Here is a 23,548-nt window from a genome sequence, read left to right on the forward strand (position 1 = left end):
CTGGCAGACTCTTTCCCCATGGGTGAAGCGAGCGTGAAGACACTGGAAACCCGGACGGACGTCTCGTCACCCCTCGTGACCGAGCAGGAGACCCGCCCGGGCTCCCGGGGCACGCTCCTCGCCCGTCTGCGGATGCCGCGTCGCCCGCGGATCTGGTTCGAGGTCCTGCTCATCGCGATCAGCTATTGGACCTACTCGCTGATCCGCAACGCCGTGCCGGAGCAGAAGACGGCCGCGTTGGCGAACGCCGACTGGATCTGGCGCACCGAGCACATGCTCGGCATCGCCGTGGAGCACAGCGTCAACCACGCGGTCAATTCGGTGACGTGGCTGATCGTGGGCATGAACTACTACTACGCCACGCTGCACTTCGTCGTGACGATCGGCGTGCTGGTCTGGATCTACCGCTTCCATCCCGGGCGTTACGCGGCCACCCGTTTCGTCCTGTTCGCGACGACGGGCGTGGCGCTGCTCGGCTACTTCTTCTACCCGTTGGCGCCGCCCCGGCTGATGAACGGGCAGCACTTCGTCGACACGGTGCTCGTCCACCACACGTGGGGTTCGATGGCCTCGGGGAACCTCAAGCACATGTCGAACCAGTACGCGGCGATGCCGTCCATGCACATAGGGTGGTCGCTCTGGTGCGGGTTGACGCTCTTCGCGGTCGCGTCGGCGCCGTGGGCCCGGATCCTGGGGCTGCTGTACCCGGCGGCGACCCTGGTGGTCATCGTGTCCACCGCGAACCACTTCTGGCTGGACGCGGCGGGCGGCATGCTCTGCCTGGCGTTCGGCTACACCGTCTCGGGCCTCTGGTACGGCTCGCTCCCCCACCGCCTGCCGCGCCGCCCCCGGGCCACGGACCCGCACCCGGTGACGGCCGCGCTCGTGAGCCGCTTCCGCCGCTAGGCGCAGGCCCTGGCGTACGGCCCTGGGCGTGCGGTCCTGGGCGTGCGGCCCTGCGGCGCCGCCAGGCCGCCCCTTCCCGGCACGTGATCCGGCCGCCCGACATCGCGAGGCGGATCGGGGCCTCTGCGAGCTCGTCCGGCGGGCACCGTACGGGGTCGAGTGCGAAGGCCGTCAGGTCCGCCCGGTACCCGGCGGCGATCCTGCCTCCCAGCCGCTGTTCCCCGGCCGCCAGTGCGGCGTGCGAGGTCATGCCCTCCAGGGCCATCAGCCCGGTCAGGGCGCGTCCTGCCGTGGCCGCGCCGAGCGGGCTGCGGGAGGTGGCCAGGACCCGGCGGGCGTCGTGGTGGGCGATGGGCCAGTCCGAGCCGAGCGCGAGCACGGCGCCGGCGTCCCGCAGGTCGCGGCAGCGCCAGGCCCGGCGGGCCCGGTCCTCACCGAGGCGCTTGGACCACTCGTCGGTGTGGTCGGCGCGGGTGTACGCGGTGTGCGGGGGCTGCATCGAGGCGATCACCCCGAACCGGGCGAACCGCGGCAGTTGGTCGTCGGGGACGGTCTCGATGTGTTCGATCCGGTGCCGCATCCGGGCCTGCGGCCCCAGGGTGGCCACGGTGTCGAGGACGTGCCGGACGGCGGCGTCGCCGATGGCGTGGGTGGCGGTGCCCACCCCGGACGTGTCGAGGATGCGTACGGCGCGGGCGTACGCCTCGGGGTCCGGCCAGAAGGCGTCGGTGCCCTGGCCGTGGCAGTCGGTGTTCCAGCCAGGCGGTGCCTCCCTCGACGGTGCCGTCCATGAAGAACTTGACGCCCCCGACCCGCCAGTGCCGGCCGGACCTGCGCCGGCGCGCGATCAGGGCGGCCGGGTCGGCGCCGTCGGCGCCGGGCATGCACCAGGGAGCCAGGCGCAGCCGCACGGGCAGGTCGGAGTCCTCCTCCACGGCGGCCGGCAGGTCGGGGACGTCGCCGTCGCCGAGGTCCATGACGTGGGCGCCGGTGAGTCCGGTGGCGGCCATGTCCGCGAGCAGGGCCGGCAGCCGGGCCCGGCGCTCGGCGGTGGCGGGTTTGGGTGCGAGGGCGGACACCAGTTCCATCGCCGCGTGCTCGACGAGGTGCCCGGTGGGGCGGCCGGCGTGGTCACAGACGATCTCGGAGCGCTGGTCGAAGCGGCGCGGCCCGGTGATCCCGGCGGCGTGCAGGGCGGCGCCGCTCGCGAGGGCGGACTGGCCGTCGTAGAGGCGCAGGAAGGCGGGAGCGCCGGCCAGGACGTCCTCGATCAGCTCCCGGTCGACGGGCCGGCCGCCGAAGGCGTTGTGGTCGAGGCCGTGGCCGGTGACCCGGCCGCCGGGGCCGGGCTCGGCGGCGCGCAGGCCGGCGCGCAGGCCGGCGAGGTCCCGGACGGCGGAGAGGTCGGTTCCGGTGGCCATCTCGATGCCCCGGACGGGGTGGCTGTGGGCATCGGTGAGGCCGGGGGTGAGGGTGGCCCCGCCGAGGTCGACCAGTTCGGTGCCGGGGCCGCGCCAGTCGCGTACGTCGCTCTCCTCGCCGACCGCGAGGATCTCGCCGGCGCGGACGGCTACCGCGCGGGCTTCGGGGCGGGTCGGGTCGAGGGTGCGGACGCGGACGGCGTTCCTGACGTACGCGCGCGGCCTGCTGGAGCCCTGACGCCCACCGGCCGGGCCCCGGGTCGCGCGCTACGCGCCGTAGAACAGGTCGTCCACGACCGCCCGCGCCCGGCGCGTGGTGCGGCGGTAGTCGTCGAGCATGTCGCCGACCGTGCCCTCCGCGTAGCCGAGGTAGCGGCCCACGGCCGCCAGTTCGCGCGGCTCGGAGGGGAAGGTGTCCCCCGCGCGGCCGCGGACCAGCATGACGGCGTTGCGGACGCGGGTGGCCAGCACCCAGGCCTCGTCCAGGATCTGCGCCTCCTCCGTCGGGATGAGACCCGCCGCGTGCGCCGCGGCCAGCGCCTCGCGGGTTCGGGTGGTGCGCAGCCCCGGCTCGTTCCAGGCGTGGCGCATCTGGGTCAGTTGGACGGTCCACTCGACGTCGCTGAGGCCGCCGCGGCCGAGTTTGGTGTGCAGGGTGGGGTCGGCGCCGCGCGGCATCCGTTCCGTCTCCATGCGGGCCTTGAGCCGGCGGATCTCGCGGACCGCCGTCTCGCCGAGGCCCTCCGTGGGGTAGCGCAGCGGGTCGATCAACTCGATGAAGCGGGCCCCGAGTTCCGGGTCGCCGGCGACCGGTTCGGCGCGCAGCAGCGCCTGGCTCTCCCAGGTCAGGGACCAGCGGCGGTAGTACGCGGCGTAGGAGGCCAGGGTGCGCACCAGCGGGCCCGAGCGTCCTTCGGGCCGCAGGTCGGCGTCGATGAGCAGTGGCGGGTCGGCGGTGGGCAGCTGGAGCAGCCTGCGCATCTCGGCGATCACGGCCTGGGCGGCCTTCGCGGCCTCCTGCTCGTCGACGCCCTCGCGGGCTTCGTGGACGAACAGGACGTCGGCGTCGGAGCCGTAGCCGAGCTCGCGGCCGCCGAAGCGGCCGACGCCGATGACCGCGAAGCGGGTGGGCAGCGTGTCGCCCCACTGGGCCCGTACGGCGGCGCGCAGGGCGCCGCCGATGGTGGCTGCGGTGAGATCGGAGACGGCCCGGCCGACCCGGTCGACCAGCGCGCCGGGGTCGGTTTCGGCGGGGCTGTCCTCCGTGCCGTAGGAGGCGATGATGTCGGCGGCGGCGGTACGGAACAGCTCCCGGCGGCGGACCCCGCGGGCCGCGGCGACGGCGGTCTCGGGGTCCTCGGCGCGTCCTACGGCGGCCAGCACCTCCTGTTCGAGCGCCTCGCTCGTACGGGGTTGGAGGCCCTCGGGGTCGCCGAGCAGCGCGACCGCCTCGGGTGCGCGCATCAGCAGGTCGGGGGCCAGGCGCCCGGCGGACAGGACGCGGGCGAGGTTCTCGGCGGCGGCGCCCTCGTCGCGCAGCAGTCGCAGGTACCAGGGGGTGCGGCCGAGGGCGTCGGAGACCTTGCGGAAGTTGAGGAGCCCGGCGTCGGGATCGGCGGAGTCGGCGAACCAGCCGAGCATCACGGGCAGCAGGGTGCGCTGGATGGCGGCCTTGCGGCTGACCCCGGAGGCGAGGGCTTCGAGGTGGCGCAGGGCGCCGGCCGGGTCGGCGTAGCCGAGGGCTTCGAGGCGCTGGCCGGCGGCGCGCGGGGAGAGCCGGGTCTCGCCGGGGGTGAGCTGGGCGACGGCGTCGAGCAACGGCCGGTAGAACAGCTTCTCGTGCAGGCGGCGGACGACGGAGGCGTGCCGGCGCCAGGCCTTGTTGAGTTCGGCGACGGGTTCGGTGCGCAGGCCCATGGACCGGCCGAGGCGGCGCAGGTCGTTCTCGTCCTCGGGGACGAGGTGGGTGCGGCGCAGCCGGTAGAGCTGGATGCGGTGTTCCATGACGCGCAGGAAGCGGTACGCGTCGTGCAGCTGGGCGGCGTCGGCGCGGCCGACGTACCCGCCGGCGGCGAGGGCGTGCAGGGCGTCGAGGGTGGTGCCGGAGTGGAGGGTGGCGTCGCTGCGGCCGTGTACGAGCTGGAGCAGTTGGACGGCGAACTCGACGTCGCGCAGCCCGCCGGGGCCGAGCTTGAGTTCGCGGTCGACCTGGGCGGCGGGGATGTTGTCGATGACGCGGCGGCGCATCTTCTGGACGTCGGCGACGAAGTTCTCGCGTTCGGCGGCCTGCCACACGAGCGGAGTTATGGCCTCGATGTACTGGGCGCCGAGTTCGGGGTCGCCGGCGACGGCGCGCGCCTTGAGCAGGGCCTGGAACTCCCAGGTCTTCGCCCAGCGCTGGTAGTAGGCGAGGTGGGAGGCGAGGGTGCGCACCAGCGGGCCGTTGCGGCCCTCGGGGCGCAGGTTGGCGTCGACGGGCCAGATGGTCCCCTCGACGGTGGTCTCGGAGCAGATCCGCATGAGGTGGGAGGCGAGGCGGGTGGCGGCCTGGACGGCCTGACCCTCGTCGGTCCCCTTGGTCGCGTCGCCGACGAAGATGACGTCCACGTCGGAGACGTAGTTGAGTTCGTTGCCGCCGCACTTGCCCATGGCGATGACGGCGAGGCGGCAGCGGGCCGCGTCCTCGGGGGCGGCGGCGCTCGCGATGCGCAGCGCCGCGCGGAGGGTGGCGGTGGCGAGGTCGGCGAGTTCGGCGGCGGTCTCGGCGAGGTCGATGGTGCCGCAGACGTCGCGGGCCGCGATGGACAGCAGGCAGCGGCGGTAGGCGATGCGCAGGGTGACGGGGTCGTGGGCGTCGGCGAGGCCGCGTTCGAAGTCGGCGAGGCCGGGGTGGAGGTCGGCGGCTTCGTAGGTGACGAGGGCGTGCCAGTCGCGGGGGTGGCGGGCGAGGTGGTCGGCGAGGGCTTCCGAGGCGCCGAGCACGCCGAGCAGTCGGTCGCGCAGCGGTTTGGCGCTGAGCAGGGTGTCGAGGAGCACGGGCAGCTCGTCGGGTCGCTGCGCCTCGGCGAGCCGGACGAGGCCGAGGAGGGCGAGGTCGGGGTCGGCGGTGGCGCCGAGCGCGTCGAGGAGCACGGGGTCGGTCCGTACGGAGGCCAGCACCGGGCTCTCCAGCAGGCGGGCGGCGGCGGAGGGGTCGGTGAACCCGCTCCGCAGCAGCCGGATGAAGGTGCTGCTCCTGCGTCCCGGGATTGTCATCCCGCCGCCTCCCGCGTGCGTCGCTGCCGGGGGTGGCCCGGCCGTGCCTGGGGCCGAGCCTAGCCGGAGCGGGCGCGCGGCTCACCGGGGCGCGGGGAGGCGCCACGCGGCGGGCGGACGGGGGGCGGGCGGAGCGGGGGCGCGGGCCACGTCGGCTCGTGGCGGGCGGCCGACGTGAACAACGTCACAGCGCGGGCCGGGTGGGCGCCGGCGGGGCGGTCTCGCCGGGGGGTGGGCCGGCCAACCGCCGCCGCTGGTGGGGGCGCCCGCCAACGCGTTGACCGGCGCGAACGTGCCCGTGGCGAGGGCGGGGCGGGGGCGGCCGGGGATCGGGCGCGGCGGGCTCAGAAACGTAGAAATTCACCTAAAACGCACAAAACACTTATAGAGGACTCAACACCTTATATCGCAGCGAAAGTTGGCTCACGGGGCGGGACAAAGGCGTCCGCATGGTGGGCCATTGCCTCGATCGAACTCGCGCAAGGCACAATCACATCCGGTCGTTTTTCGGAAAGCACGAGTCATCGGCGACATCGATGAACCAAGTCGCCCGGATTGACCTCTCTTTGAGTGACCGCTTCGCGGTTCTTCCCGCTCGGAACGACCCCAAGGCGTGACCATGCCGATGACCCGCCGCCGCCTTCTGCTGGCCGCCGCCCTGCTGCCCGTCCTGACGGTCGGTACCACCGGCGTGCTCGCCATCGCCTCGGGAGAGCAGACCTCGGCCGAGGCCAGCCAGGACAAGCACCCCGCCGCGCCCGTCCTACCCGCCAGCACCACGGCCGGGTCGGTGGTCCAGGTCGTGGCGCACCCGGACGACGACCTCTTCTTCATGAACCCGGACCTCAGCCGCTCCCTGACGGCGGGTATCCCGCTCACCACCGTCTACCTCACCTCCGGGGAGGCCGACGGCCGCAACGAGGCGGCGGGCGGCGCCGCCAAGGACCCCGAGCAGCCCGCCGACCGCGCGCACTACGCGGAGGCCCGGCAGAACGGCATCCGCTGCGCGTACGCCCAGATGGTGACCGGGGACCGCACGAGCCCGTGGCAGCGCACGGTCATACCCACCGTCGGCGGCGGCCACGCCGAGGTGGACGTCCTCGTCGCCCACCCCCAGATCAACCTGGTCTGGCTCCAGCTCCGCGAGGCCCGCACCACCACCGCGGAGACCCCCGAGAGCCTGCGCGGCCTGTGGAACGGCGAGATACCCGCCCTGGAGGCCCAGCTCGCCTCGGGCAGCCCCGTCACGCAGCCGTTCACGTACACCAAGGACCAGGTGGTCCAGGTCATAGCCGGGGTCCTGACGAAGTACCGTCCGACGACGATACGGATGCAGGACCCGACCCCCGGCCGGGAGTTGCTGACCGGCAAGTACACCGACCACCAGGACCACATGTACGGCGCACGCTTCGTCCAGGCCGGGTACGCCGCCTACGCCCGCCAGATCAGCGACCGCCCCCACTTCTCGGTCCAGAACTACCTCGGGTACCACACCGGAAGCCTCCCGCACGCGCTGGACCCGCAGACGGCCGAGACGAAGATCGGCTACCTCAAGACCTACGCCTGGCTCGACCACGAGAACTACTGCGGCAGCGTCGCCGGCTGTGGCGACCGTAAGGTGGCCGGCAGCCCCACCGGCCGCAACTGGGCCCAGTCCCTGCGCTACGCCCGCGCCGACAACACCTCCTGGCTGACCGAGGGCACCCTCGGCCGGCTCTACGCCTTCGCGGTACTGGACGGCCGGCTGGCGCTCTGGACCCGCGAAGCCACCGGCCTCTGGACCGGCCCGGCACTCCTGCCCGGCGAGGGCATCGACCCCGGCGTCTTCGCCACCCGCCTCCCCGACGGCCGGATCACGGTCGTCGCGACCCGCACCGCCTTCGGCGAGCGGGGCAAGGACTACCGCCGCGAGGTCGTCACCCTCACCCAGTCGACACCGGGCGGCCCCTTCGGCACCTGGCAGTCGCTCGGCACCCCCGAGGCGGCGGACGAGACCGGCACCTCGGCGATCAGCGCCCCGACGGCGGTCGTCGGCCCGGACGGCCGGCTGACGGTCTACCTGCGCGACTCCCACCGCACCCTGCGCGCCGCCGCCCAGCAGCCCTCCGGCGCCTTCGGCGAATGGCAGCACCTGGGCGGCGCGGACCTGCAGAGCGACCCGGTCTCGGCGGTGGACGCCGCAGGCCGCCGCCACGTCTACGCGACCACCAGCACCTCCGTGCTCGCCTGGACCCAGGCCGCCCCGGACGCCCCGCTCCAGGGGCCCTTCCAGACGAACCTCCCCGCCACCACGGTGCCCATCACCGCGGCCCCCGAGGGCCCCGGCGTGCGGCTCTACTTCCGCCGCCCCGACTCGGGCGTGGTCCGCAGCGCCCTGGTCACGGCCGGTCCCGGCAAGCCGGAGGTCTCGCCCATCACCGAGTCGGGCGGCCGGGCCGGCTACGGCGCGGTCGGCGTCGCGGGCCGCCTCGTGGCGGGCCGCGCCGACACCGGCACCGTCAGCACCACCTCGGTCGGCGGCCCGCCGGCCTGGACGGAGTCCGCCATGCTCTACACCGGCGCCCCGTCCGCCACCCTCGACCACACGGGCGCCACGACGACGGCGGTCCTCGGCCTCGACGCCGCGCTGCACACCACCACGGCCCCGCCCACCGGCGCCCCCCACCCCACCTGGCACCCGGCGCTCTTCCCGCTGACGCCGCGCGCCTGACCCGGCCCGCCGCGGACCGTCGAAGTCGGCGCGACGCACGTCGATATCAGGGCCTTCCGGGATGCCCGGCCCTATGGTGGCGCGGTGAACGGTTACCGGCGGGCGCGGGACGAGGAGGGGAGCGCGGCCCGGGTGCTCGCGCTGTCGGACGGCGTCTTCGCCATCGCCATGACACTGCTGGCACTGGACATCACCCTGCCCACCGGGCTGGCCCCGGCCGGCTTCGAGCACGCGCTGGGGGAGCTGATGCCCAACCTGTGGGCGTACGCCCTCAGCTTCGTGGTCATCGCGGCGTTCTGGCGCGGCCACCATCAGGTCTTCCAGCACGTGCGGGAGGTGGACGGAACGGTCGTCAAGCTCGGGCTGCTGAACCTGGGGCTCATCGCCCTGATGCCCTTCCCCACCACCCTGCTGGCCGAGTACGGGGAGCAGCCGCAGTCGGTGGCCGTCTACTCCGGCGCCGTCGCGGCCATCGGGGCCGCACAGCTCTCCCTGACGCTGGTGCTCTGGAAGCGCCCGTGGCTGAGCAGCAAGGCCATCCCCGATCACGTGGCGCGCAACGATGTGCTCGACCTGGCCTCGATGGTGCTGGTCTTCGCCGCCGCCGTGCCGCTCGCCTTCGTCTCGCCCGCGGGCGCCGAGTGGTGGTGGGCGGTACTGGTGCCGGTGAAGGTGGTGCTGGGCCGGCGGGGCAAGCGCCTGCGCGCCGCCGTCTGAGCGACAGCGCGCGGCGGTGCCGGTTCCGGGGCGGCCGAGGCTCGGGCGGTCGAGGCGTCCGACCGCGGTGTGCAGCGCCATTCGGGGGAACCACGGGTGTCGCGCACCAGGAGGTCGCGGGTGCGGCTCCTACGTTCGGCTGCCATGACGTACGAACCGACCCGCGCCGCCGGCCCCACCCGTCGCACCACGCTTGCCGGGCTCGTCGGCGGGGCCGGTGCCGTGCTGGCCGCCGGATGCACCTCGTCGGGCGCCCCGCCCGCGAACGCGCCCGCCCCCGGTCCCTCGGACTCCCCCGCGGGCGGCCCCACACCCGGGGTGATGACCCTCTTCAAGGACCCCGCCTTCAACTTCAACGGGCTCCTGGCACTGGGCGGGGCCGGTTTCGGCACCGCCGAGGTGGGCGAGGTGCTCACCGCCGTGAACACGATCAACAAGGCCGGCCTCTCCGCCCGGACGTACACCGCGACCTTCAAGGCACTCGGCGATCAGCTCATGGCGCCGCCCCGGGACGGCAAGCCCGACCGGGTAACCACCCGCTCGCGCGCCCTGCGGGCCGCGCAGTACTACGCCCAGGCCCTGTTCTTCGTCCTCGGCTCCGACGACCCGGGCAGCGAGGAACAGCTCTACAAGGCCGGGCGCGGCGCCTGGGACACGTTCTGCGGACTGTGGGACCCGCCGCCGGTGAAGGCGAACGTCGCGTACCCGAGGACGCCGCTGCCGGTGTGGTTCTTCCGGCCGGACACCTCGGGCGAGCGGCGCCCCACCGTGATCCTCACGAACGGCAGCGACGGGCAGAACGTCGACATGTGGACCTACGGCGTCTCGGCCGCCCTGGCGCGCGGCTGGAACGCCCTGGTGTACGAGGGCCCGGGCCAGGGGCAGTTGCTCTTCGTCGACCGGGTGGTCTTCACGCCGCGTTGGGAGACCGTCGTGACGCCGCTCGTCGACTGGCTGGTCGCCCGCCCGGACGTGGACCCGGACAAGATCGCCCTGACCGGACTGAGCATGGGCGGCGACCTGGCACCCCGGGCCGCGGCCTTCGAGGACCGGATCGCCGCTCTGGTGGCGATGCCCGGCTGCCTGTCGCCGTGGCTGGGCTTCCCTCCGGAGCTCCGCAAGATCGTGACGCCGGACAAGGAGGCGACGAACACCATCTGGAACAAGGAGGTCGTCCCCGCGCTGCCCCCGGACGCGGCCGCGACGATCAAGAAGCGCGTCGAGCCCTTCTCCGTACCGGCGATGCTCGACGCCCGCAAGGGCAAGATGTTCACCGACTTCTGGACCCCCGCGAAACTCATCGAGTCGATGGACATCACGAACGTCGTCGGCCGCATCAAGGCGCCGACGCTGGTCCTCGACTACGACGACGAGCAGTTCTATCCCGGCCAGCCGCGCCTGATGTTCGACAAACTGACGGCTCCCAAGGACTACGTGAAACTCACCGCGGCCACCGGCGCGCAACTGCACTGCTCCCCGATGGCCCCGCAGCAGCACTGCGACGTCGTCTTCGACTGGCTGCGGGAGAAGCTGCCCGGCAGCTGACGCACCACGACTTCGGGCCGGTGGTCGTCGACCACCGGCCCGGAGTGTTGCATCAGGCCCAGGGGCGCTGACCTGCGGCTACAGCACCGGCATCATCTTGCGGAGCTCGAAGGCGGTGACCTCGGAGCGGTACTCCTCCCACTCCTGCTTCTTGTTGCGCAGGAAGTCATAACCCCCTTCGCCCACCAGGCGGGTCGTCCTCCGACCCGGCACCGACCAGCATCGGAGGGGCCGCCAATGGTCGTCCTCGGTGGCTGGTGGCCACCCCCTGACGGCCCACGGACGGCCCAGAGACAGCCCAAGGTCTGTGATTCGCCCCGAAGGCGCATCACCGAGCGGCATGATGTCCGGCATGGATCAGGGGACAGCGGCCGTGCTGGGAGCGTGCGTTGGAGTTGTCGGAACCATAGGGACTGCCGTACTGACATTCATCGCAGCGCGAACGCAAGTGCGCGATCAGGGAATGATCGAGCACAGACGAACAGTGCGTACTGAACGACGCGACGCATATCGAGCCTTCATGACATCCATTTCGAACGTCGAACAAGCCCTTGAAAATCAGATGTTAAGCCTTGCAAAACTAGAAATAGACGCCGCCCCCCTACCTGCATGGCGAGACACGTTTACCGCATCAGATGAGCTAAGTGCGCAGCTAAAGAGCCTCAAGGTGCAAGCCGTGGACATTCTCCTAGCCGGTCCCGTCCAGATCGCGCCCCGGATCGCCCCCGTCGTGGACGGCCTGAACGAAGAATGGCTCGCGCTTCATTCCGGCATGTGCGAGTTTCGCTGGAAGGAAGCAGAGCAAAACGCCTTCTCTGCTGCACGTGAGCAGGCAAGTCGAGCCATATCCGATCTAGGTTCGCTCGCGTCCCAGATCCTCAACGCAGACGAGTAAGGGACACACGCCTGGGGGTGCTGCGGATGAGGTCGGACAGAAACTAGCCTTCTGAGTCGGGAATTCCGTTCAGATGTATAAGCTTGGTATGTGGCACGTAATGGGCGGCCGAAGGCCGAGGTGATCCTGTCCGGTGAGGAACGGGTTGCGCTCGAGGGGTGGGTGCGGCGTCGTTCCACGCCGCAGGCGTGGGCTCTTCGGTGCCGGATCATCCTTGCCTGCGCCGAGGGCGCTTCCAACAAGGACGTCGCGGCTCAGCTCGGCTCGACTCCCCATGCGGTGGGCCGCTGGCGGGCAAGGTTCGTCGAGCATCGGATCGCCGGCCTGGGTGACATGCCACGTTCGGGTGGCCCCCGGTCGGACACGGACGAGCAGGTGGCCCCGCTGGTCGCCCGGACGCTGGAGTCCACCCCGAAGAACGCGACGCACTGGTCGACACGGTCGATGGCGAAGGAGGCAGGCTTGTCGCAGTCGACGGTCTCGCGGATCTGGCGGGCCTTCGGCCTGCAGCCTCACCGCTCGGAGACCTTCAAGCTGTCCACCGACCCGTACTTCGTCGACAAGGCCCACGACGTCGTCGGGCTCTACCTGGACCCGCCGGAGCGGGCACTGGTCTTCTGCGTGGACGAGAAGTCGCAGATCCAGGCCCTGGACCGCTCGCAGCCCGTCCTGCCGATGATGCCTGGCGTCCCGCAAAGGGTCACGCACGACTATGTCCGCGCCGGCACCACCACCCTCTTCGCCGCCCTTGAGATCGCCACCGGCAAGGTGATCGGCTCACTCCACCGCCGCCACCGGGCTGAGGAGTTCAAGAAGTTCCTCATCAAACTCGACAAGGAAGTACCGACCGGTCTCGAGGTCCACCTGGTGCTGGACAACTACGCCACCCACAAGACCCCAGCGATCAAGACCTGGCTGCTGGCCCACCCCCGGTTCCACCTGCACTTCACGCCGACCGGATCGTCCTGGCTCAACCTGGTGGAACGATGGTTCGCCGAGCTGACAAACAAGCAGATACGGCGAGGCGTCCACAAGAGCGTCCAGGCTCTGGAACAGGACATCCGGGCCTGGATCGCAGCATGGAACACCGACCCCAGGCCCTACATCTGGACCAAGACCGCGGACGAGATCCTCGAACGCCTCGCCTCATATCTGAACAGAATTCCCGACTCAGAAGACTAGATCGGCATGTTGAACTGGTGGAAGGCCCCAGCCGCATCGTCGCCTGCGCAGGCGAAACTGCTGCATCTGCTCCGATTGATCTGCCAAGTCGCGGCCTGCACCTTTAAGTGCTTTGCTCTTATAGAAGGACGACGGGACTGCGGCCGCGAAGAGCTGCAGCTTCAGATGTGCCACGCGACAAATTTCAGGGGATGGACATGTCGGGCTACAGCAGACGTCGGCAGAATGTACGCTCCGGACCCCATCAGCATCACCCTAAGCCACCGAAGTGGCGGATTTCCAAAAAATTGTGGGGGGCCATAGTGGCGGTTGCCGCATTGATCGGTACAGCCTTCGCCACAGGGCTCGGAGAGAGCATTTATAATTACTTCGCACCAGGGGGAGACATCACCCGCGTGAGAAATCCCGTAGGGCAGCGCCCAGTTCAAGTGAACACAGTGAAAGTGAAGCGGATTGGCGACTATGGAACGTACATTTTCCCTGACGCGCTGAATCTTTCAGCAAGCGAACTGAAGCGTCTTGATCAGATACATGACGACTCGCAATATGTCAGCTGGATGGACGCACGCGGGGGAGTTGATCCGTTTGTCACGGACATTCGGATTACGGTTGAGGGCAACAGGGGGCACTCGGTGTTGATCACTGATGTCCGGATCGCAGAGAGGGAGTGCGCGAACCCCCTCCAGGGAGCTTACCTATATTCGCCGAGCGCGGGGCAAGCTGACACTGTCGGAATAGGTTTCAATCTCGATGAGGATCGCCCTACAGCGCAAGAATACGACGGATATAATTTCCGTGGGAACTATTTCGCTCACCATGACATCTCACTGGAGCAGGGCGAGCAACAAACACTAACAGTCTCCGCTCAGAGCAAGAAACACTACTGCAAGTTCTCGCTTGAGCTCAAAGTGGTGGACGGTAAGGATTCTCACGATATTCCCGTAAGGAACCCTGACGCTAATGACGGGAAGTTTAAAGTTACTGCAGACCTGACACATTTGAACAACACCACGTGGGAAACGGATGGATTTTCGAGCTATCGGGAAGTATATGTTGGTGGCGTTGTAAGCTCGAAGGGTTGGCGGGAAGTCGATCCCTCCACCTACAAGGGTTCGAGTTTGAAATGAATTCGGCTACTTCACTCAGTGTTTATAGCCTTCGGCTGGCTATGACTGTCACGCCCTCCATTGGCCTCAGGTGGCCAATCGTCGTGCGTGGGCGCGGGCGCCGGCCGGGCTGGAGCGGGCCGGAGACAGGAGCGCAGGCCCGGCCGGGGGCCAGGCCGCGTGCGGGGAGCGGAGCGAACTGCACTTGATGAAGTAGAGAAACTCTTACCGCGCTCAGACAGGGACGGTCCTCCAGAGAGCTCCGGGTTTCACCATCCATCGTGGTCTGACCTGCGCTTTAGTCAGTCAGGACCGGCCTGGGGCCGACGCTGGCCCACACACCGCCCAATGACGCCGTCAGCGCGGGGGATTCGGACCCCCGTCGGGGGCGAGCACGTCGGCCAGCACCTGCATGGCGAGGACGACGACGTCCGCCCCGGCCTCGGTGAGGGCCGACCACTTTCGGGGCTTGTTGGCATAGCCGATACTCCGAGCGCCGGCGGCGCGGGCAGCTTCGATGTCCGTCAGGGAGTCCCCGATGAGCACCATGTTCTCGGGCTCCACACCCAGGGCCGCCGCAGCGCTTAGGAGCGGGTACGGGGCGGGCTTCATGAGGTCTGGCCGCAGGACCGGCCGCCCGATGACGACGGCTACTAGTCCCTCAAGCTCATTGAGCGCCAAGAACTCGTTCACACACTCCGACGAGTTGTTGCTGACGATCGCAACAGGCAGCTTCGAGTCCCGCGCCGTTTTCAGTGCTTGCACCGCCCCCGCCACCGGTGGCCCGGCGACCTTGACGGCCCTGACTTCCGCCGCGGTAAGAGCGGCTTCTACGGCGCGGAGCAGCGCCTCACCGCCTTCCTGTGAGAGGCGGTGGACCTCCATGGGGTCCTCAGTCCCTCGTGCACGGACCGCGAGGGTCGGGGACTGGACGGCCACCAGATCGGCTAGCTCGGCCGCAACACCGGATGCGGGCAGCCCTCGAAACACGTCACAGATAGGCCCGTCGAAGTCGAAGAGAACAGCAGCGGACGCCCGGAGGACGCCAGCCAGGGCCTCAGAGGACATTGGCATCCACGTCCCTCGCGATGGTGTCCCAGATGCTGTCAAACCACATACGGGCCTGTTCCACTTGCTGGGCTCCGCCTGAAGAGTCTCCGTCGTTGAGCGAGTGGTGGAACAGGATCGTGTCCTTACCGACAAGGTCGAAGATCTCGATCGGCTCGCCCTGAGCCACCACCTTGTTGGGCCTGATGGGGTAGTAGCCAAAGAACGCGTCTTCGTTGTTGATGACGTAGAGCTTGAAGAACTGCGTCCCGCTGTGAACGCGGACACTGACGCTGCTCTCTTGTACCAGGCCGAGGTGACTCAACTCCCCTATGGCATCCGAGATGCTCCGGGTGTAACCCACCATGATGTCGTGCATGCGGGCACGCAGCCGCGGATCGTCGGCGCAGTTTTCCCGCCGGACCGGGGCCGCCTGCGGCACCGTCATGTCAGGGACCAAAATGCGAATCCGGATGCTGGTCGGCGTAAGGCGCCCGATCCGGATCTTGTCGAGCGGCTCCTGCAACGCCCCATGCAGGGTCTCGCTGGAGAACCCCGCGAAGTCGATCGTCACCTGCCGACTCGCGAAAGCCTGCTCGACGTACGGCCGCAGCCCTGCCGGCCTCTCCGTGCGGTTGCGGACAAAGACGCCGCTGCCCTTCCGGGAAACGACCAGCCCCTCGTCTTCGAGGTCCCGTAGCGCCCGCTGAATCGTCGCCCGAGCGAAGCCGTAGTGGTCCGTCAGCATCTTGTGCGACGGCAGTTTCTCCCCGGGCCCCAGCTTCCTTGTGCGGATAGCCGCCCCCAGGCTGCGCGCTACCTGCTCGTACGGCGGCCGGTCGTCGTCCGGGTCCAGGGGTTCAAGCGCAAAGGTCATGCCCTCGATGCTACGGCCAACCTGACTATTTGGACAGCTTGGATAGTCAGGTGTTGACGTGACTAGCCAGGCTGGCTACGTTATTCCCATGCCGACCGGGCTAGCCAAGTGAGTCAGGCTGAACGGGAGAGATGTGCCTTCACGGCGCAGCTCAGGCATTGAGGCCCGCAAGGGCCGAGGGCCCCGGATCCCTGGTCAACCGGAGGGCGAGACCGAAAGGTCACCGTCTCGCATGCCTGAAACGGGAGCTCGTGTTCCCGAAGGCGAGACATCTTTCGCACTGCACGTCCGACCCCCTGTTCCTGCTTCATCCAACGCAGGGCAGCCCCCGGCGTTCCCGCGCCGGGGGCTGCTGAGTCCCGTTCCTCTGTAGAAGGAGCAAGACCCATGAAGTCCATCGCTGCACTTCACGACGTTGTTACCCCGTGGTCTGACGGCCTGGAGCCGTCAGACGCGGAGCTGGACGCAATCGAGACCGAGATGCCGGTGGTCTTGGCCGAGGTCGAGTTGCTCGACGCGCTGATCGCGATGCTGGACCGGCCCGCCTCGGAGTTTGACGGCCGCCGCGTCCGGCGGGCCCACCAGCGGGTACTGACCGCCCGCCGGGACGCGGCCAACCGCGCCGCCGGTACGCAGGTCTCGGGGGACGCGGCATGAACGAGCGCACCGAAGCGGCCCACGTCGACCTGTTGGAAGCGATTGTGGCAGCGCTGAACCTGCCGCTGCCGTCGATCACGGAGGCGGACGAGCGGCTCTACTACCGGCTGCTTGAGCGCCGCGCACTCGCCGTGCGAATCGTCATCGAATCGAACCGCGCCGTCAGCCGGGACCCCCGGCTGGCCGCAGCCGCGATCCGCACCCGGACCGCCGAGGAGCCCGTCACCTACACCCTCTGGGAAGACAAGAAGGACGGGGGAGAGCGGTGACCGGCCGCCCGCTGACGGGAGCCCAGAAGTTCGTCCTCGGCCTCGCGTTCGCGCCGATGATCGCCACGGGCGCGGCCGGCGGATACGGCACGTACTCCAACATCAAGGGCGCCTACAACTCCGGCACCGCCCTCGGCGCGGTCGCCGCCGGCGAGGGCGCCACCGCAGTACTCGCGCTGGTGCTCCTGGGGCTGACCATGCTGGGGCAGTCCTCCCCGGCCGTGGTCCGTGCCGGGCTGTGGGCGCTGCCCGCCGCCGCGTCGGCCATGTCTGCCGTCGCTGCTCCGGACGGGCCTCGCACGGTGATCTACGCGATCACCCCCCTGGGCATGTCCGTGTCGGCCGAGGGCATGGCGTTCCTCGCCCGGCGGATCGTGGTCCACGTCGATGGGCGGGATGCCGAGTCCGAGGCGCGGGCGGCGGCTGTGGTCCAGGCCCTGGCCTATCACCGCGCCCGCGCGGCCAACCACCCCGACGAGAAGGTCCGGAAGCGTTCGGACCGGGCGTCGTGGCGCCTGGCCCGCAAGGTCGGCACCGCGGACACCACGTTCGGGGCCCGACTGCTGGACGTCCAGCGGGAGCGGATTACCACCGGCGCGGACGTCGCCCTCGGCGACATGTTCGCCATCACCGTCACACCCCCGATCGAGCCCGTCACGGCTGGCCGTGACGCCGTCACGGCGGCCGTGACTCCCGCCCTCCCGCCCGTCCTCGAACCCCAGGCCCTCCCCGCCGTCCCACCCGCCGACAGCGCCCCCGTCACAGACACCTGTGACGAGCAAGACACGCAGATCAGCGACCCGGCCGCCGTCGTGGAGGAGGACGGCGTCACGGCGTCCGTCACGGCCGTCACGCTGGCCGAGGTCGCCGCCGTGACGGGCGTGCCCGAGCCCCTCCCGGCTCAAGCCCTCACCGACGAACAGCTCATCGTGGTCCTCCGCTTCCTGCGCTACTCCGAAGACCCGGCCCTCTCCTACCGACAGGCCGTCATGGCCTTCCGCAAGGCCGGGTTCGTCGGCGGCGAGCAGCGAGTTAGGGACGCCTGGACCGCGCTGATGGCACAGGAAGAGAGCAGCACATGAGCCTTCGTGCTTTCAGCTTCGGGGGCGGCTGGCAGTCCATGGCCGCCCTGGTGCTGGCCGCGACCGGCGAGCTGGACTACCGGACATTCCTGATGGCCAACGTCGGAGACGACTCGGAGAACCCGGCCACCATGGCGTACCTCGACCTCTACGCCCGCCCCTACGCCGCCGAGCACGGCCTTGAGCTGGTCCTCCTGGACCGGGTCATGATCCGCTCCGGCGAGACCCGCACCCTGTACGGGGAACTCACCCGCGAGGGCTCCCGATCGTTGAAGATCCCGGTGCGGATGAGCAACGGCGCCCCCGGCACCCGCTCCTGCACCGCCGACTACAAGATCAAGGTCATCGGCCGGGAACTGAAACGCCGCGGCGCCACCAAAGACCAGCCGGCCACGGTCGGAATCGGCATCAGCCTCGACGAGATCGGCCGGGCCAACAAGCGCCGCAGCGAGCCGCACGAGCAGGTCGAATACCCCCTGCTGGAACGCGGAATCCGCCGCATCGACTGCGCCCGCATCATCCGCTCCGCCGGCCTGCCCGTCCCGCCCAAGTCATCGTGCTGGTTCTGCCCCTTCCACCGGCCCGACGCCTGGCACGACATGCGCCGCGAACAGCCCGAACTCTCCGAGAAGGCATGCCAGCTCGAAGAACTCCTCAACCAACGCCGCGACACCCTCGGCAAGGACCACGTCTACCTCACCCGGTTCGGCCGGCCCTTGCGGGCCGCGATCCCCGACGGCGTCGACACCCTCCCCTTCGACGACACCGACCCCGGATGTGACTCCGGCTGGTGCATGACCTGACTGGACAGCACCCCGCTCACCGCCCTTCAGCACTACCTCAAACACCGGAAGGAGGGAACCGCATGTCCGGAATCGACTGGGACGAGGAGTTCACCCGCATGAACACCGAAGCCCCACGGAAGCCCAGCACGTCGTCCAAGTTCTCCGCCACGATCGGCAAGATCGGCGGGGTCCGCCGCAACACCGCCGCTCTCGCGATGTGCGGCACGATCGCCGTGCTCGCGGTGTGCGGGACGGTCGTGGCCGTCACCAGCATGCAGGGCGAGCAGGCCGCCCAGGACCGTGCGCGAGCCCAGGAGAAGGCCGCGAACGCCCTGGTCGAGGCAGAGGCCGACAAGCAGAGGGCGCAGACCGAGGAAGCCGCGGCCAAGACCCTGTACGAGCGGGAGATGACCGTCTACCAGGAGTGCATGAAGGTCCGGGCGGCGGCCGTGGCCAAGGCCGCCTCGTACGAGGTGTCGAAGATCCCCGCCTGTGCCGCCCCGACCCTCGCCGGCGCGGCCCCCAAGAAGCAGGAGCCCACCGGCGGTGCCAGCGACGGCATCACGTCCAGCCCCTGGCTGTGGGTGGCACTCGTCGGCGGCGGCGGACTCGTCGCCTACAAGAAGCTCTCCGCACCCTCCGGTTCCGGTGCGGTCGCCCCCGCGAACAACAAGGGATTCACCTTCGAGAAGGGTGCGTGAAATGACACTCCAGTTCTTCGCCCTGGCCCTGTTCTGCTGGGCCCTGTTCTTCACCTTCAAGAAGACCAAGGGAAAGCAGATGGCAATCTGCCTGATGCTGATCGTCTCCGGGATCTTCCTGCCGTACACGCCGTTCAGCAACGAGATCCGCAGCACCCTCGAATCCGTCTTCAACACCGCGAACAGCACGGTCAGCAACATCGGCACATCACGCTGAGCGAACATCCGTGGCGGTTCCGGTTACCGGTTACAGCCCGCAGACACCGCCGTCACCCGCCCCGTGCGGCCAGAACCGGCGTCCGCAGGACCTGTAACCGGTAACCGGTAACCCCCGACAACTACACAGTGTCACGTAAGGAGGCTCGTGGAACTCCTCATCCTGCTCGCCATCACCTACCTCGTCGGCGTCGACAACACCCACGGCAAATACGAGCAGGCGGGAATCAAGAAACCCCCGCCCAAACCGAAAACCAAATGGCAGCCGACCCGGGCACCGGACACCTTCCGAAACGCCTCCTACAACGCGGCAGCGAAAGCGCATTACGGGCTTCTCGCAGGTGCTCACTGGGCCGGTGGCCTGCGTGACGGATGGCGGTCCGCCTACATGAAGAAGCCCGGCACTACACCTTCCGCTTCACCCTCCGCCACACCTCCTCCGGGGCCCTCTGTACCTGCCTCGGGAACCACCGTGCCGCCGAAGCCCACCACACCGCCGGCGCCCGCCACGCCCCCGGCCGCCCCACCGCCAGAACCTCCCTCGTCCGCCACCGCGCCTCCCACGCCTGCGCCGGGACCGACGATCCCGCCGCCCGGCACCGTCCCTATGCCGCCGACCGTCACGATCCCCGAGCAGATCAGGAAGGACCCCGCGATGCAGCCCAACCCGCCCGTCCCGCACACCGCGACCGTCGACGCCCAGGGCGTCCACGTCACCACCGCCGCAGGCAAGACCCGCACCTACAGCGGCGGTGAGGTCATCACCCTCACCCAGGTCATCGACCTCGCCGAAGGCGCCGCCACCCTGTGCCAGTCCAGCACCGAGACCTGCCTGGAACTTGTGGACGAGTCCGCGCAGCTCGCCGCGGACTGCGACGTGCTCATCGCCGAGATCACCGAGAAGGGCGTCGGCGCGAACCTCATCGGCAAGTGCGAGCACCTCAAGGAACAGCTCGACCTTCAGGCCGCCGCCGCGCAGAAGCTCCACGACCAGATCCAGGGCGGCGAGGAAGCGTGCCGGACCGCGTCCGCGAACGCCGAGGTCCGACACGGCCAGATCTTCCGCGCCGTTGCCGACTCCCCGCTGACCAAGCCCGCCGAACGCGACTTCTACAACGCCCGATAGGAGCAGCCCGGATGTCTGCCACCGAATCCCTCAAGGACGCCGCCACGTATGCGGCCCTGCGTGTCAAGCTCGCCTGGCTCACCCACCAGGTCCACGTCCACGCCGAGACCGTCACCAAGCTCACCACCGACGTTGACGACACGGCCGAGCAGATGCAGGACGCCTCCGAAACGATGAAGGCGCTGGCCGTGGATGCGGCCACCACCGCCGAGTTCGCCGACGCCGCCCTGACCATGACGGGTGCCAAGGAAGCCGCCGGCGCCTACACCGCGGCGGCGGACAGCGCGGCCGCGGCCGCCGACGACGCGAAGACGACCGTCGAGTCCGACCACGGGGGCATCGCCGACGCCGTGGAGACCTCGCCGGTCGAGATGGCCGAAGCCGCCTTCTACACCCAGCAGTAGGAAGGAGAAGGGCCATGGGGCCGACCCGAGCACAGTTCATCCAGTACGCGCCCGCCGCTCTCGCGGTGGCATCTGCCGCTGTCGGCCCCTGGTCCGCTATCGCCGCAGCGGCGGCCGGAGCGGGGGCGTGGGCCGTGGGCGCCTCCACCCCCGTCCTGCGCTCCCTGATCGCCTGCGGGATCACTGCCGGCGGATGCGGCATCGCCGCCCACCAAATCCTCGCCAGCGGCATGGACCCGCTGCTGGCCCTCGGCCTCGCGGTGCCAGCCGGGGCGGCCGTCCTGGCCCACCACCGCAACACCGCCGGCGAACTCCCCGCCCTCCCGGCCACGACCACCGCGGGGCAGACCTCGCAGGCGCAGCTCATCACCGCGTGGTGGACGGAGTTCATCTCCGGACCCACCCAGACCGAGGGCCGCAAGCTGATCCAGGCCGGGGCCGTCCTCGCCCACCTCGCCCTCGACGTCGGGGACGACCACCTGTCGTTCTCCGGGATCATCACGCTGCCCCAGGGCCAGCAGGTGAGGGTGAAGGCCGCGGACATCGCCGCCGTCTACCAGATCCCCGTCTCCCAGGTCGAGATGGGCGACCCCAAGCACTACGCCCCGAACGCGCTCCCGATCACCGTCCACCTCACGAAGCCATCGGCAGCACCGCAGATCACGGCCGGCGCCCCCACGACTCCCGAGGAGCTGTGGGCCGCACACGTCGCCGTCCCGGACGGAGCGATGCCCGGCACCACCCTTACGCTCACCCGCTACGACGGGCCCCTGGACTGGGAAGGGATCGCCACCCGCGCCCGCAGGGCGATCGGGACGGTCAACATCCAAGACCTCGCGGGGAACCTCGACCTGGAGACGATCCAGATCGCTCTCACCCCCACCGACAAGCCCTCGCAAATGGGGGTGCGCGTGATGAAGGAGCACGCGCTGATGCACGGCACGATGCTCTCCACCGTGGTGGACGAGCTGGCCATGGACGCGCGCGGATACGTCCGCCTGGGCACCTACATCGACGCCCAGCCCGCCCTCGTGCCCCTCGCCCAGCCCGGCTCCGGCGCCCGCCACCTGTACCTCGTCGGCGGGTCCCGCTCCGGCAAATCCGGAGTGCTGGAGCAGGTTCTGCTCTCCGCACATAAGTCACGCATCGCGGTGATCCTGTCCTCCCCACAGGCCGGAACCATCGCCGGAGCAGGCCTGGCCGCCTACTGCGGCGACGGCCTGGACGAAGCGATGGGCGCCCTGCGCCTGGCCTACGCGATGATGCTCGACCGCGAAGCCCGCTACCGCTCCCCGGCCTTCCCCTTCATCGACCCGCTCCTGCTGATCGTCATCGACGAAGCGCACATGCTGCTGTCGGTCTCCTCGCCGTACCACGCGGAGGCCAAGGCGATCGTGGAGCAGATGACCCGCCGATCCCTCAAGCGAGGGATCGGCGTGGTCCTGGCCACCCAGACCCCGCTCGCCGAAGACCTCGGCAACTCCTCGATCATCCGCTCCCAGCTCCTGATCGGCGGCGGCGCCGTCTTCCTGCGCTGCGCCAAGGGCCAGGGCTCCCTCGTCGGAGCCAACGCGGTCGAAGGGGCCGAAGGCATCGACCTGTCGAAGATCCCCCCGCAGTGGCCGGGCCAATACGCCAAGGTCGCCGACCGGGACATGAGCGGCCTGAACACCGAGGCCGTCGCCCGTCCCGAGGACGGCACCTTCGGCTTGGGCTACCTCCTCACCCCCGGCTCACAGGCCGTCCAGTTCCGCTCCCTCTACCTGGACGTCCCGCCCGCCTCCCTGGCCGGAGGCCAGCCGCCCGTCACCGCGGAGGACTGCCAGGCATGGCGGCACCGGGAGGCGATCACACGGACCCCGGTGGTCGACCAGCGAGGCAAGAACCTGATCGGCAGCCTCGCCGACCTCCTCACCAAGGCCCAGCAGGGACCGTCCGCACTGCCCCAGCAGCGGGCCCAGAACGAACCCGCTGGCCCCACGGCTCCTGCGGACGGACAGGAGCTGATCAAGCCGCGAATCCTCGAACTCCTTCGGGAGGAATCCATCCCCATGACCGCCGAGACCATCGCCCGAAAGCTCGGCACCACCGCCAAGAACATCAAGCCGCGCCTGTCCGAGCTGAAAAAGCGAGACGAGATCACCAACGAAAACGGACTGTGGAAGGCCGCATGAACACCCGCACCGAAACCCGCTTCACCCCCATCGAGCAGGACCTGTACGCAAAGGCATTCCAGCTCCTCGACCCGGCCCCGCAGCCTGTCGCCCCCGCGGCCCCGGCCGAGCCCGCACCGGTTTCCGTCATCCTCGCCGCCGCCCCGCCCGTGCACTGGCCCGGCCCGGTCGAGAAGACCCTCACCGACGCCCTGGCCCTCCTCGACACCCACGGCTGGGCCAAGCACCGCCTGATCCACCCCGAGGGCGCCCGCTGCTCCATCGGCGCCCTGCGCGCCGCCGCCGGCGCCCGCAACGCCGCCTACCGAGACGCCGGGAACCTCCTCCTGGACGAAGCCCGCCGCCAGCACGGCAAACAGTGGGAGTCGATCCCCTCCTGGAACGACTCCCACACCGGCGCACAGGTACGCGGCGTGTGGGAGGCCGCCATCCGACGCGCACACCACACGAACATCTGACCCGGCAGGAGCCAC

At 69.8% G+C, this 23,548-nt stretch carries 21 protein-coding genes and 2 pseudogenes; 17 read left to right on the forward strand and 6 right to left on the reverse strand.

Annotated elements, in window-relative coordinates; translation table 11 throughout:
• The first annotated feature begins 18 nt into the window (after positions 1–18).
• Positions 19–906 (forward strand): phosphatase PAP2 family protein, encoded by an 888-nt coding sequence (locus tag ACFVXJ_RS05880; RefSeq protein ID WP_389659244.1) that lies wholly within the window; start codon positions 19–21, stop codon positions 904–906.
• A gap of 76 nt (positions 907–982) precedes the next feature.
• Here ACFVXJ_RS05880 and ACFVXJ_RS05885 read toward each other — a convergent pair.
• Together ACFVXJ_RS05885 and ACFVXJ_RS05890 are read right to left on the reverse strand one after the other, a co-directional pair.
• A pseudogene (locus ACFVXJ_RS05885) lies at positions 983–2,522 on the reverse strand (amidohydrolase); the annotation flags it as partial.
• Between the two features lie 72 nt (positions 2,523–2,594).
• Positions 2,595–5,582 (reverse strand): bifunctional [glutamine synthetase] adenylyltransferase/[glutamine synthetase]-adenylyl-L-tyrosine phosphorylase, encoded by a 2,988-nt coding sequence (locus ACFVXJ_RS05890; RefSeq protein ID WP_389659247.1) that lies wholly within the window; start codon positions 5,580–5,582, stop codon positions 2,595–2,597.
• 619 nt (positions 5,583–6,201) lie between these two features.
• Here ACFVXJ_RS05890 and ACFVXJ_RS05895 point away from each other — a divergent pair.
• The 3 genes from ACFVXJ_RS05895 to ACFVXJ_RS05905 all read left to right on the forward strand — a co-directional run bounded on the left by ACFVXJ_RS05895 (position 6,202) and on the right by ACFVXJ_RS05905 (position 10,554).
• A complete protein-coding gene (locus tag ACFVXJ_RS05895) occupies positions 6,202–8,292 on the forward strand; it encodes a PIG-L family deacetylase (RefSeq protein WP_389659250.1) in 2,091 nt (696 codons plus the stop codon).
• A gap of 84 nt (positions 8,293–8,376) precedes the next feature.
• Positions 8,377–9,009, forward strand: coding sequence for a TMEM175 family protein (locus ACFVXJ_RS05900; RefSeq protein WP_389659253.1), 633 nt, complete (start codon positions 8,377–8,379; stop codon positions 9,007–9,009).
• Between the two features lie 144 nt (positions 9,010–9,153).
• Positions 9,154–10,554: an alpha/beta hydrolase family protein gene (locus tag ACFVXJ_RS05905; RefSeq protein ID WP_389659256.1), complete on the forward strand. Its 1,401-nt coding sequence runs from the start codon at positions 9,154–9,156 to the stop codon at positions 10,552–10,554.
• Between the two features lie 78 nt (positions 10,555–10,632).
• Here ACFVXJ_RS05905 and ACFVXJ_RS05910 read toward each other — a convergent pair.
• A pseudogene (locus tag ACFVXJ_RS05910) lies at positions 10,633–10,737 on the reverse strand (glutamine synthetase); the annotation flags it as partial.
• A 337-nt stretch (positions 10,738–11,074) separates the two neighbouring features.
• Between ACFVXJ_RS05910 and ACFVXJ_RS05915 the strand changes: the two are divergent.
• A complete protein-coding gene (locus tag ACFVXJ_RS05915; RefSeq protein ID WP_389659259.1) occupies positions 11,075–11,449 on the forward strand; it encodes a hypothetical protein in 375 nt (124 codons plus the stop codon).
• 90 nt (positions 11,450–11,539) lie between these two features.
• Entirely contained in the window at positions 11,540–12,631 is a 1,092-nt protein-coding gene (locus ACFVXJ_RS05920; RefSeq protein WP_389659262.1) for an IS630 family transposase, read from the forward strand.
• Here ACFVXJ_RS05920 and ACFVXJ_RS05925 read toward each other — a convergent pair.
• Positions 12,620–12,805 (reverse strand): hypothetical protein, encoded by a 186-nt coding sequence (locus ACFVXJ_RS05925; protein WP_389659265.1) that lies wholly within the window; start codon positions 12,803–12,805, stop codon positions 12,620–12,622. The genes ACFVXJ_RS05920 and ACFVXJ_RS05925 overlap by 12 nt on opposite strands.
• A 128-nt stretch (positions 12,806–12,933) precedes the next feature.
• Here ACFVXJ_RS05925 and ACFVXJ_RS05930 point away from each other — a divergent pair, with 128 nt between their 5' ends.
• Positions 12,934–13,758 carry a hypothetical protein gene (locus ACFVXJ_RS05930; RefSeq protein ID WP_389659267.1) on the forward strand — a complete coding sequence of 275 codons (825 nt, stop codon included), beginning with the start codon at positions 12,934–12,936 and terminating at the stop codon, positions 13,756–13,758.
• 336 nt (positions 13,759–14,094) lie between these two features.
• Here ACFVXJ_RS05930 and ACFVXJ_RS05935 read toward each other — a convergent pair whose 3' ends face one another.
• Both ACFVXJ_RS05935 and ACFVXJ_RS05940 read right to left on the reverse strand, forming a co-directional pair.
• Positions 14,095–14,805: an HAD family hydrolase gene (locus ACFVXJ_RS05935; RefSeq protein ID WP_389659270.1), complete on the reverse strand. Its 711-nt coding sequence runs from the start codon at positions 14,803–14,805 to the stop codon at positions 14,095–14,097.
• A complete protein-coding gene (locus tag ACFVXJ_RS05940) occupies positions 14,795–15,661 on the reverse strand; it encodes a GntR family transcriptional regulator (protein WP_389659273.1) in 867 nt (288 codons plus the stop codon). Before ACFVXJ_RS05940 ends, ACFVXJ_RS05935 begins: the two co-directional genes overlap by 11 nt.
• 387 nt (positions 15,662–16,048) lie before the next feature.
• Between ACFVXJ_RS05940 and ACFVXJ_RS05945 the strand changes: the two genes are divergently transcribed.
• The 10 genes from ACFVXJ_RS05945 to ACFVXJ_RS05990 all read left to right on the forward strand — a co-directional run bounded on the left by ACFVXJ_RS05945 (position 16,049) and on the right by ACFVXJ_RS05990 (position 23,533).
• Positions 16,049–16,318: a DUF6284 family protein gene (locus ACFVXJ_RS05945; RefSeq protein WP_389659275.1), complete on the forward strand. Its 270-nt coding sequence runs from the start codon at positions 16,049–16,051 to the stop codon at positions 16,316–16,318.
• Positions 16,315–16,587, forward strand: a complete 273-nt coding sequence (locus ACFVXJ_RS05950) for a hypothetical protein (protein ID WP_389659278.1) — start codon at positions 16,315–16,317, stop codon at positions 16,585–16,587. Before ACFVXJ_RS05945 ends, ACFVXJ_RS05950 begins: the two co-directional genes overlap by 4 nt.
• On the forward strand, positions 16,584–17,669 hold the full coding sequence (locus ACFVXJ_RS05955; RefSeq protein ID WP_389659281.1) for a hypothetical protein: 1,086 nt from the start codon (positions 16,584–16,586) through the stop codon (positions 17,667–17,669). Before ACFVXJ_RS05950 ends, ACFVXJ_RS05955 begins: the two co-directional genes overlap by 4 nt.
• A complete protein-coding gene (locus ACFVXJ_RS05960; RefSeq protein ID WP_389659284.1) occupies positions 17,666–18,472 on the forward strand; it encodes a phosphoadenosine phosphosulfate reductase in 807 nt (268 codons plus the stop codon). The genes ACFVXJ_RS05955 and ACFVXJ_RS05960 overlap by 4 nt, the downstream gene beginning before the upstream one ends.
• A 62-nt stretch (positions 18,473–18,534) precedes the next feature.
• Complete coding sequence (locus ACFVXJ_RS05965; RefSeq protein WP_389659287.1) at positions 18,535–19,155, forward strand: hypothetical protein; 621 nt, start codon at positions 18,535–18,537, stop codon at positions 19,153–19,155.
• 1 nt (position 19,156) lies between these two features.
• Positions 19,157–19,372 (forward strand): hypothetical protein, encoded by a 216-nt coding sequence (locus ACFVXJ_RS05970; protein ID WP_389659290.1) that lies wholly within the window; start codon positions 19,157–19,159, stop codon positions 19,370–19,372.
• Positions 19,373–20,026: 654 nt separating this feature from the next.
• Entirely contained in the window at positions 20,027–20,497 is a 471-nt protein-coding gene (locus ACFVXJ_RS05975) for a hypothetical protein (protein ID WP_389659293.1), read from the forward strand.
• An 11-nt stretch (positions 20,498–20,508) separates the two neighbouring features.
• The gene (locus ACFVXJ_RS05980; protein WP_389659296.1) at positions 20,509–20,901 is read left to right on the forward strand and encodes a hypothetical protein; all 393 of its coding nucleotides are present in this window, start codon (positions 20,509–20,511) and stop codon (positions 20,899–20,901) included.
• A 14-nt stretch (positions 20,902–20,915) separates the two neighbouring features.
• Positions 20,916–23,075: a hypothetical protein gene (locus tag ACFVXJ_RS05985; RefSeq protein ID WP_389659299.1), complete on the forward strand. Its 2,160-nt coding sequence runs from the start codon at positions 20,916–20,918 to the stop codon at positions 23,073–23,075.
• Positions 23,072–23,533 carry a hypothetical protein gene (locus tag ACFVXJ_RS05990; RefSeq protein WP_389659302.1) on the forward strand — a complete coding sequence of 154 codons (462 nt, stop codon included), beginning with the start codon at positions 23,072–23,074 and terminating at the stop codon, positions 23,531–23,533. Before ACFVXJ_RS05985 ends, ACFVXJ_RS05990 begins: the two co-directional genes overlap by 4 nt.
• Positions 23,534–23,548: the final 15 nt, after the last annotated feature.

Source organism: Streptomyces sp. NPDC058279, from assembly GCF_042881255.1.
In the GTDB taxonomy this organism is placed as follows: Bacteria; Actinomycetota; Actinomycetes; order Streptomycetales; family Streptomycetaceae; genus Streptomyces.

Bases quoted from the DNA above. Each gene is read 5' to 3' on its own strand.
- ACFVXJ_RS05880 (WP_389659244.1), top strand. From the start codon at position 19: ATGGGTGAAGCGAGCGTGAAGACACTGGAAACCCGGACGGACGTCTCG.
- ACFVXJ_RS05890 (WP_389659247.1), bottom strand. From the start codon at position 5,582: ATGACAATCCCGGGACGCAGGAGCAGCACCTTCATCCGGCTGCTGCGG.
- ACFVXJ_RS05895 (WP_389659250.1), top strand. From the start codon at position 6,202: ATGCCGATGACCCGCCGCCGCCTTCTGCTGGCCGCCGCCCTGCTGCCC.
- ACFVXJ_RS05905 (WP_389659256.1), top strand. From the start codon at position 9,154: ATGACGTACGAACCGACCCGCGCCGCCGGCCCCACCCGTCGCACCACG.
- ACFVXJ_RS05915 (WP_389659259.1), top strand. From the start codon at position 11,075: ATGACATCCATTTCGAACGTCGAACAAGCCCTTGAAAATCAGATGTTA.
- ACFVXJ_RS05935 (WP_389659270.1), bottom strand. From the start codon at position 14,805: ATGTCCTCTGAGGCCCTGGCTGGCGTCCTCCGGGCGTCCGCTGCTGTT.
- ACFVXJ_RS05940 (WP_389659273.1), bottom strand. From the start codon at position 15,661: ATGACCTTTGCGCTTGAACCCCTGGACCCGGACGACGACCGGCCGCCG.
- ACFVXJ_RS05945 (WP_389659275.1), top strand. From the start codon at position 16,049: ATGAAGTCCATCGCTGCACTTCACGACGTTGTTACCCCGTGGTCTGAC.
- ACFVXJ_RS05950 (WP_389659278.1), top strand. From the start codon at position 16,315: ATGAACGAGCGCACCGAAGCGGCCCACGTCGACCTGTTGGAAGCGATT.
- ACFVXJ_RS05960 (WP_389659284.1), top strand. From the start codon at position 17,666: ATGAGCCTTCGTGCTTTCAGCTTCGGGGGCGGCTGGCAGTCCATGGCC.
- ACFVXJ_RS05965 (WP_389659287.1), top strand. From the start codon at position 18,535: ATGTCCGGAATCGACTGGGACGAGGAGTTCACCCGCATGAACACCGAA.
- ACFVXJ_RS05970 (WP_389659290.1), top strand. From the start codon at position 19,157: ATGACACTCCAGTTCTTCGCCCTGGCCCTGTTCTGCTGGGCCCTGTTC.
- ACFVXJ_RS05975 (WP_389659293.1), top strand. From the start codon at position 20,027: ATGCAGCCCAACCCGCCCGTCCCGCACACCGCGACCGTCGACGCCCAG.
- ACFVXJ_RS05980 (WP_389659296.1), top strand. From the start codon at position 20,509: ATGTCTGCCACCGAATCCCTCAAGGACGCCGCCACGTATGCGGCCCTG.
- ACFVXJ_RS05985 (WP_389659299.1), top strand. From the start codon at position 20,916: ATGGGGCCGACCCGAGCACAGTTCATCCAGTACGCGCCCGCCGCTCTC.
- ACFVXJ_RS05990 (WP_389659302.1), top strand. From the start codon at position 23,072: ATGAACACCCGCACCGAAACCCGCTTCACCCCCATCGAGCAGGACCTG.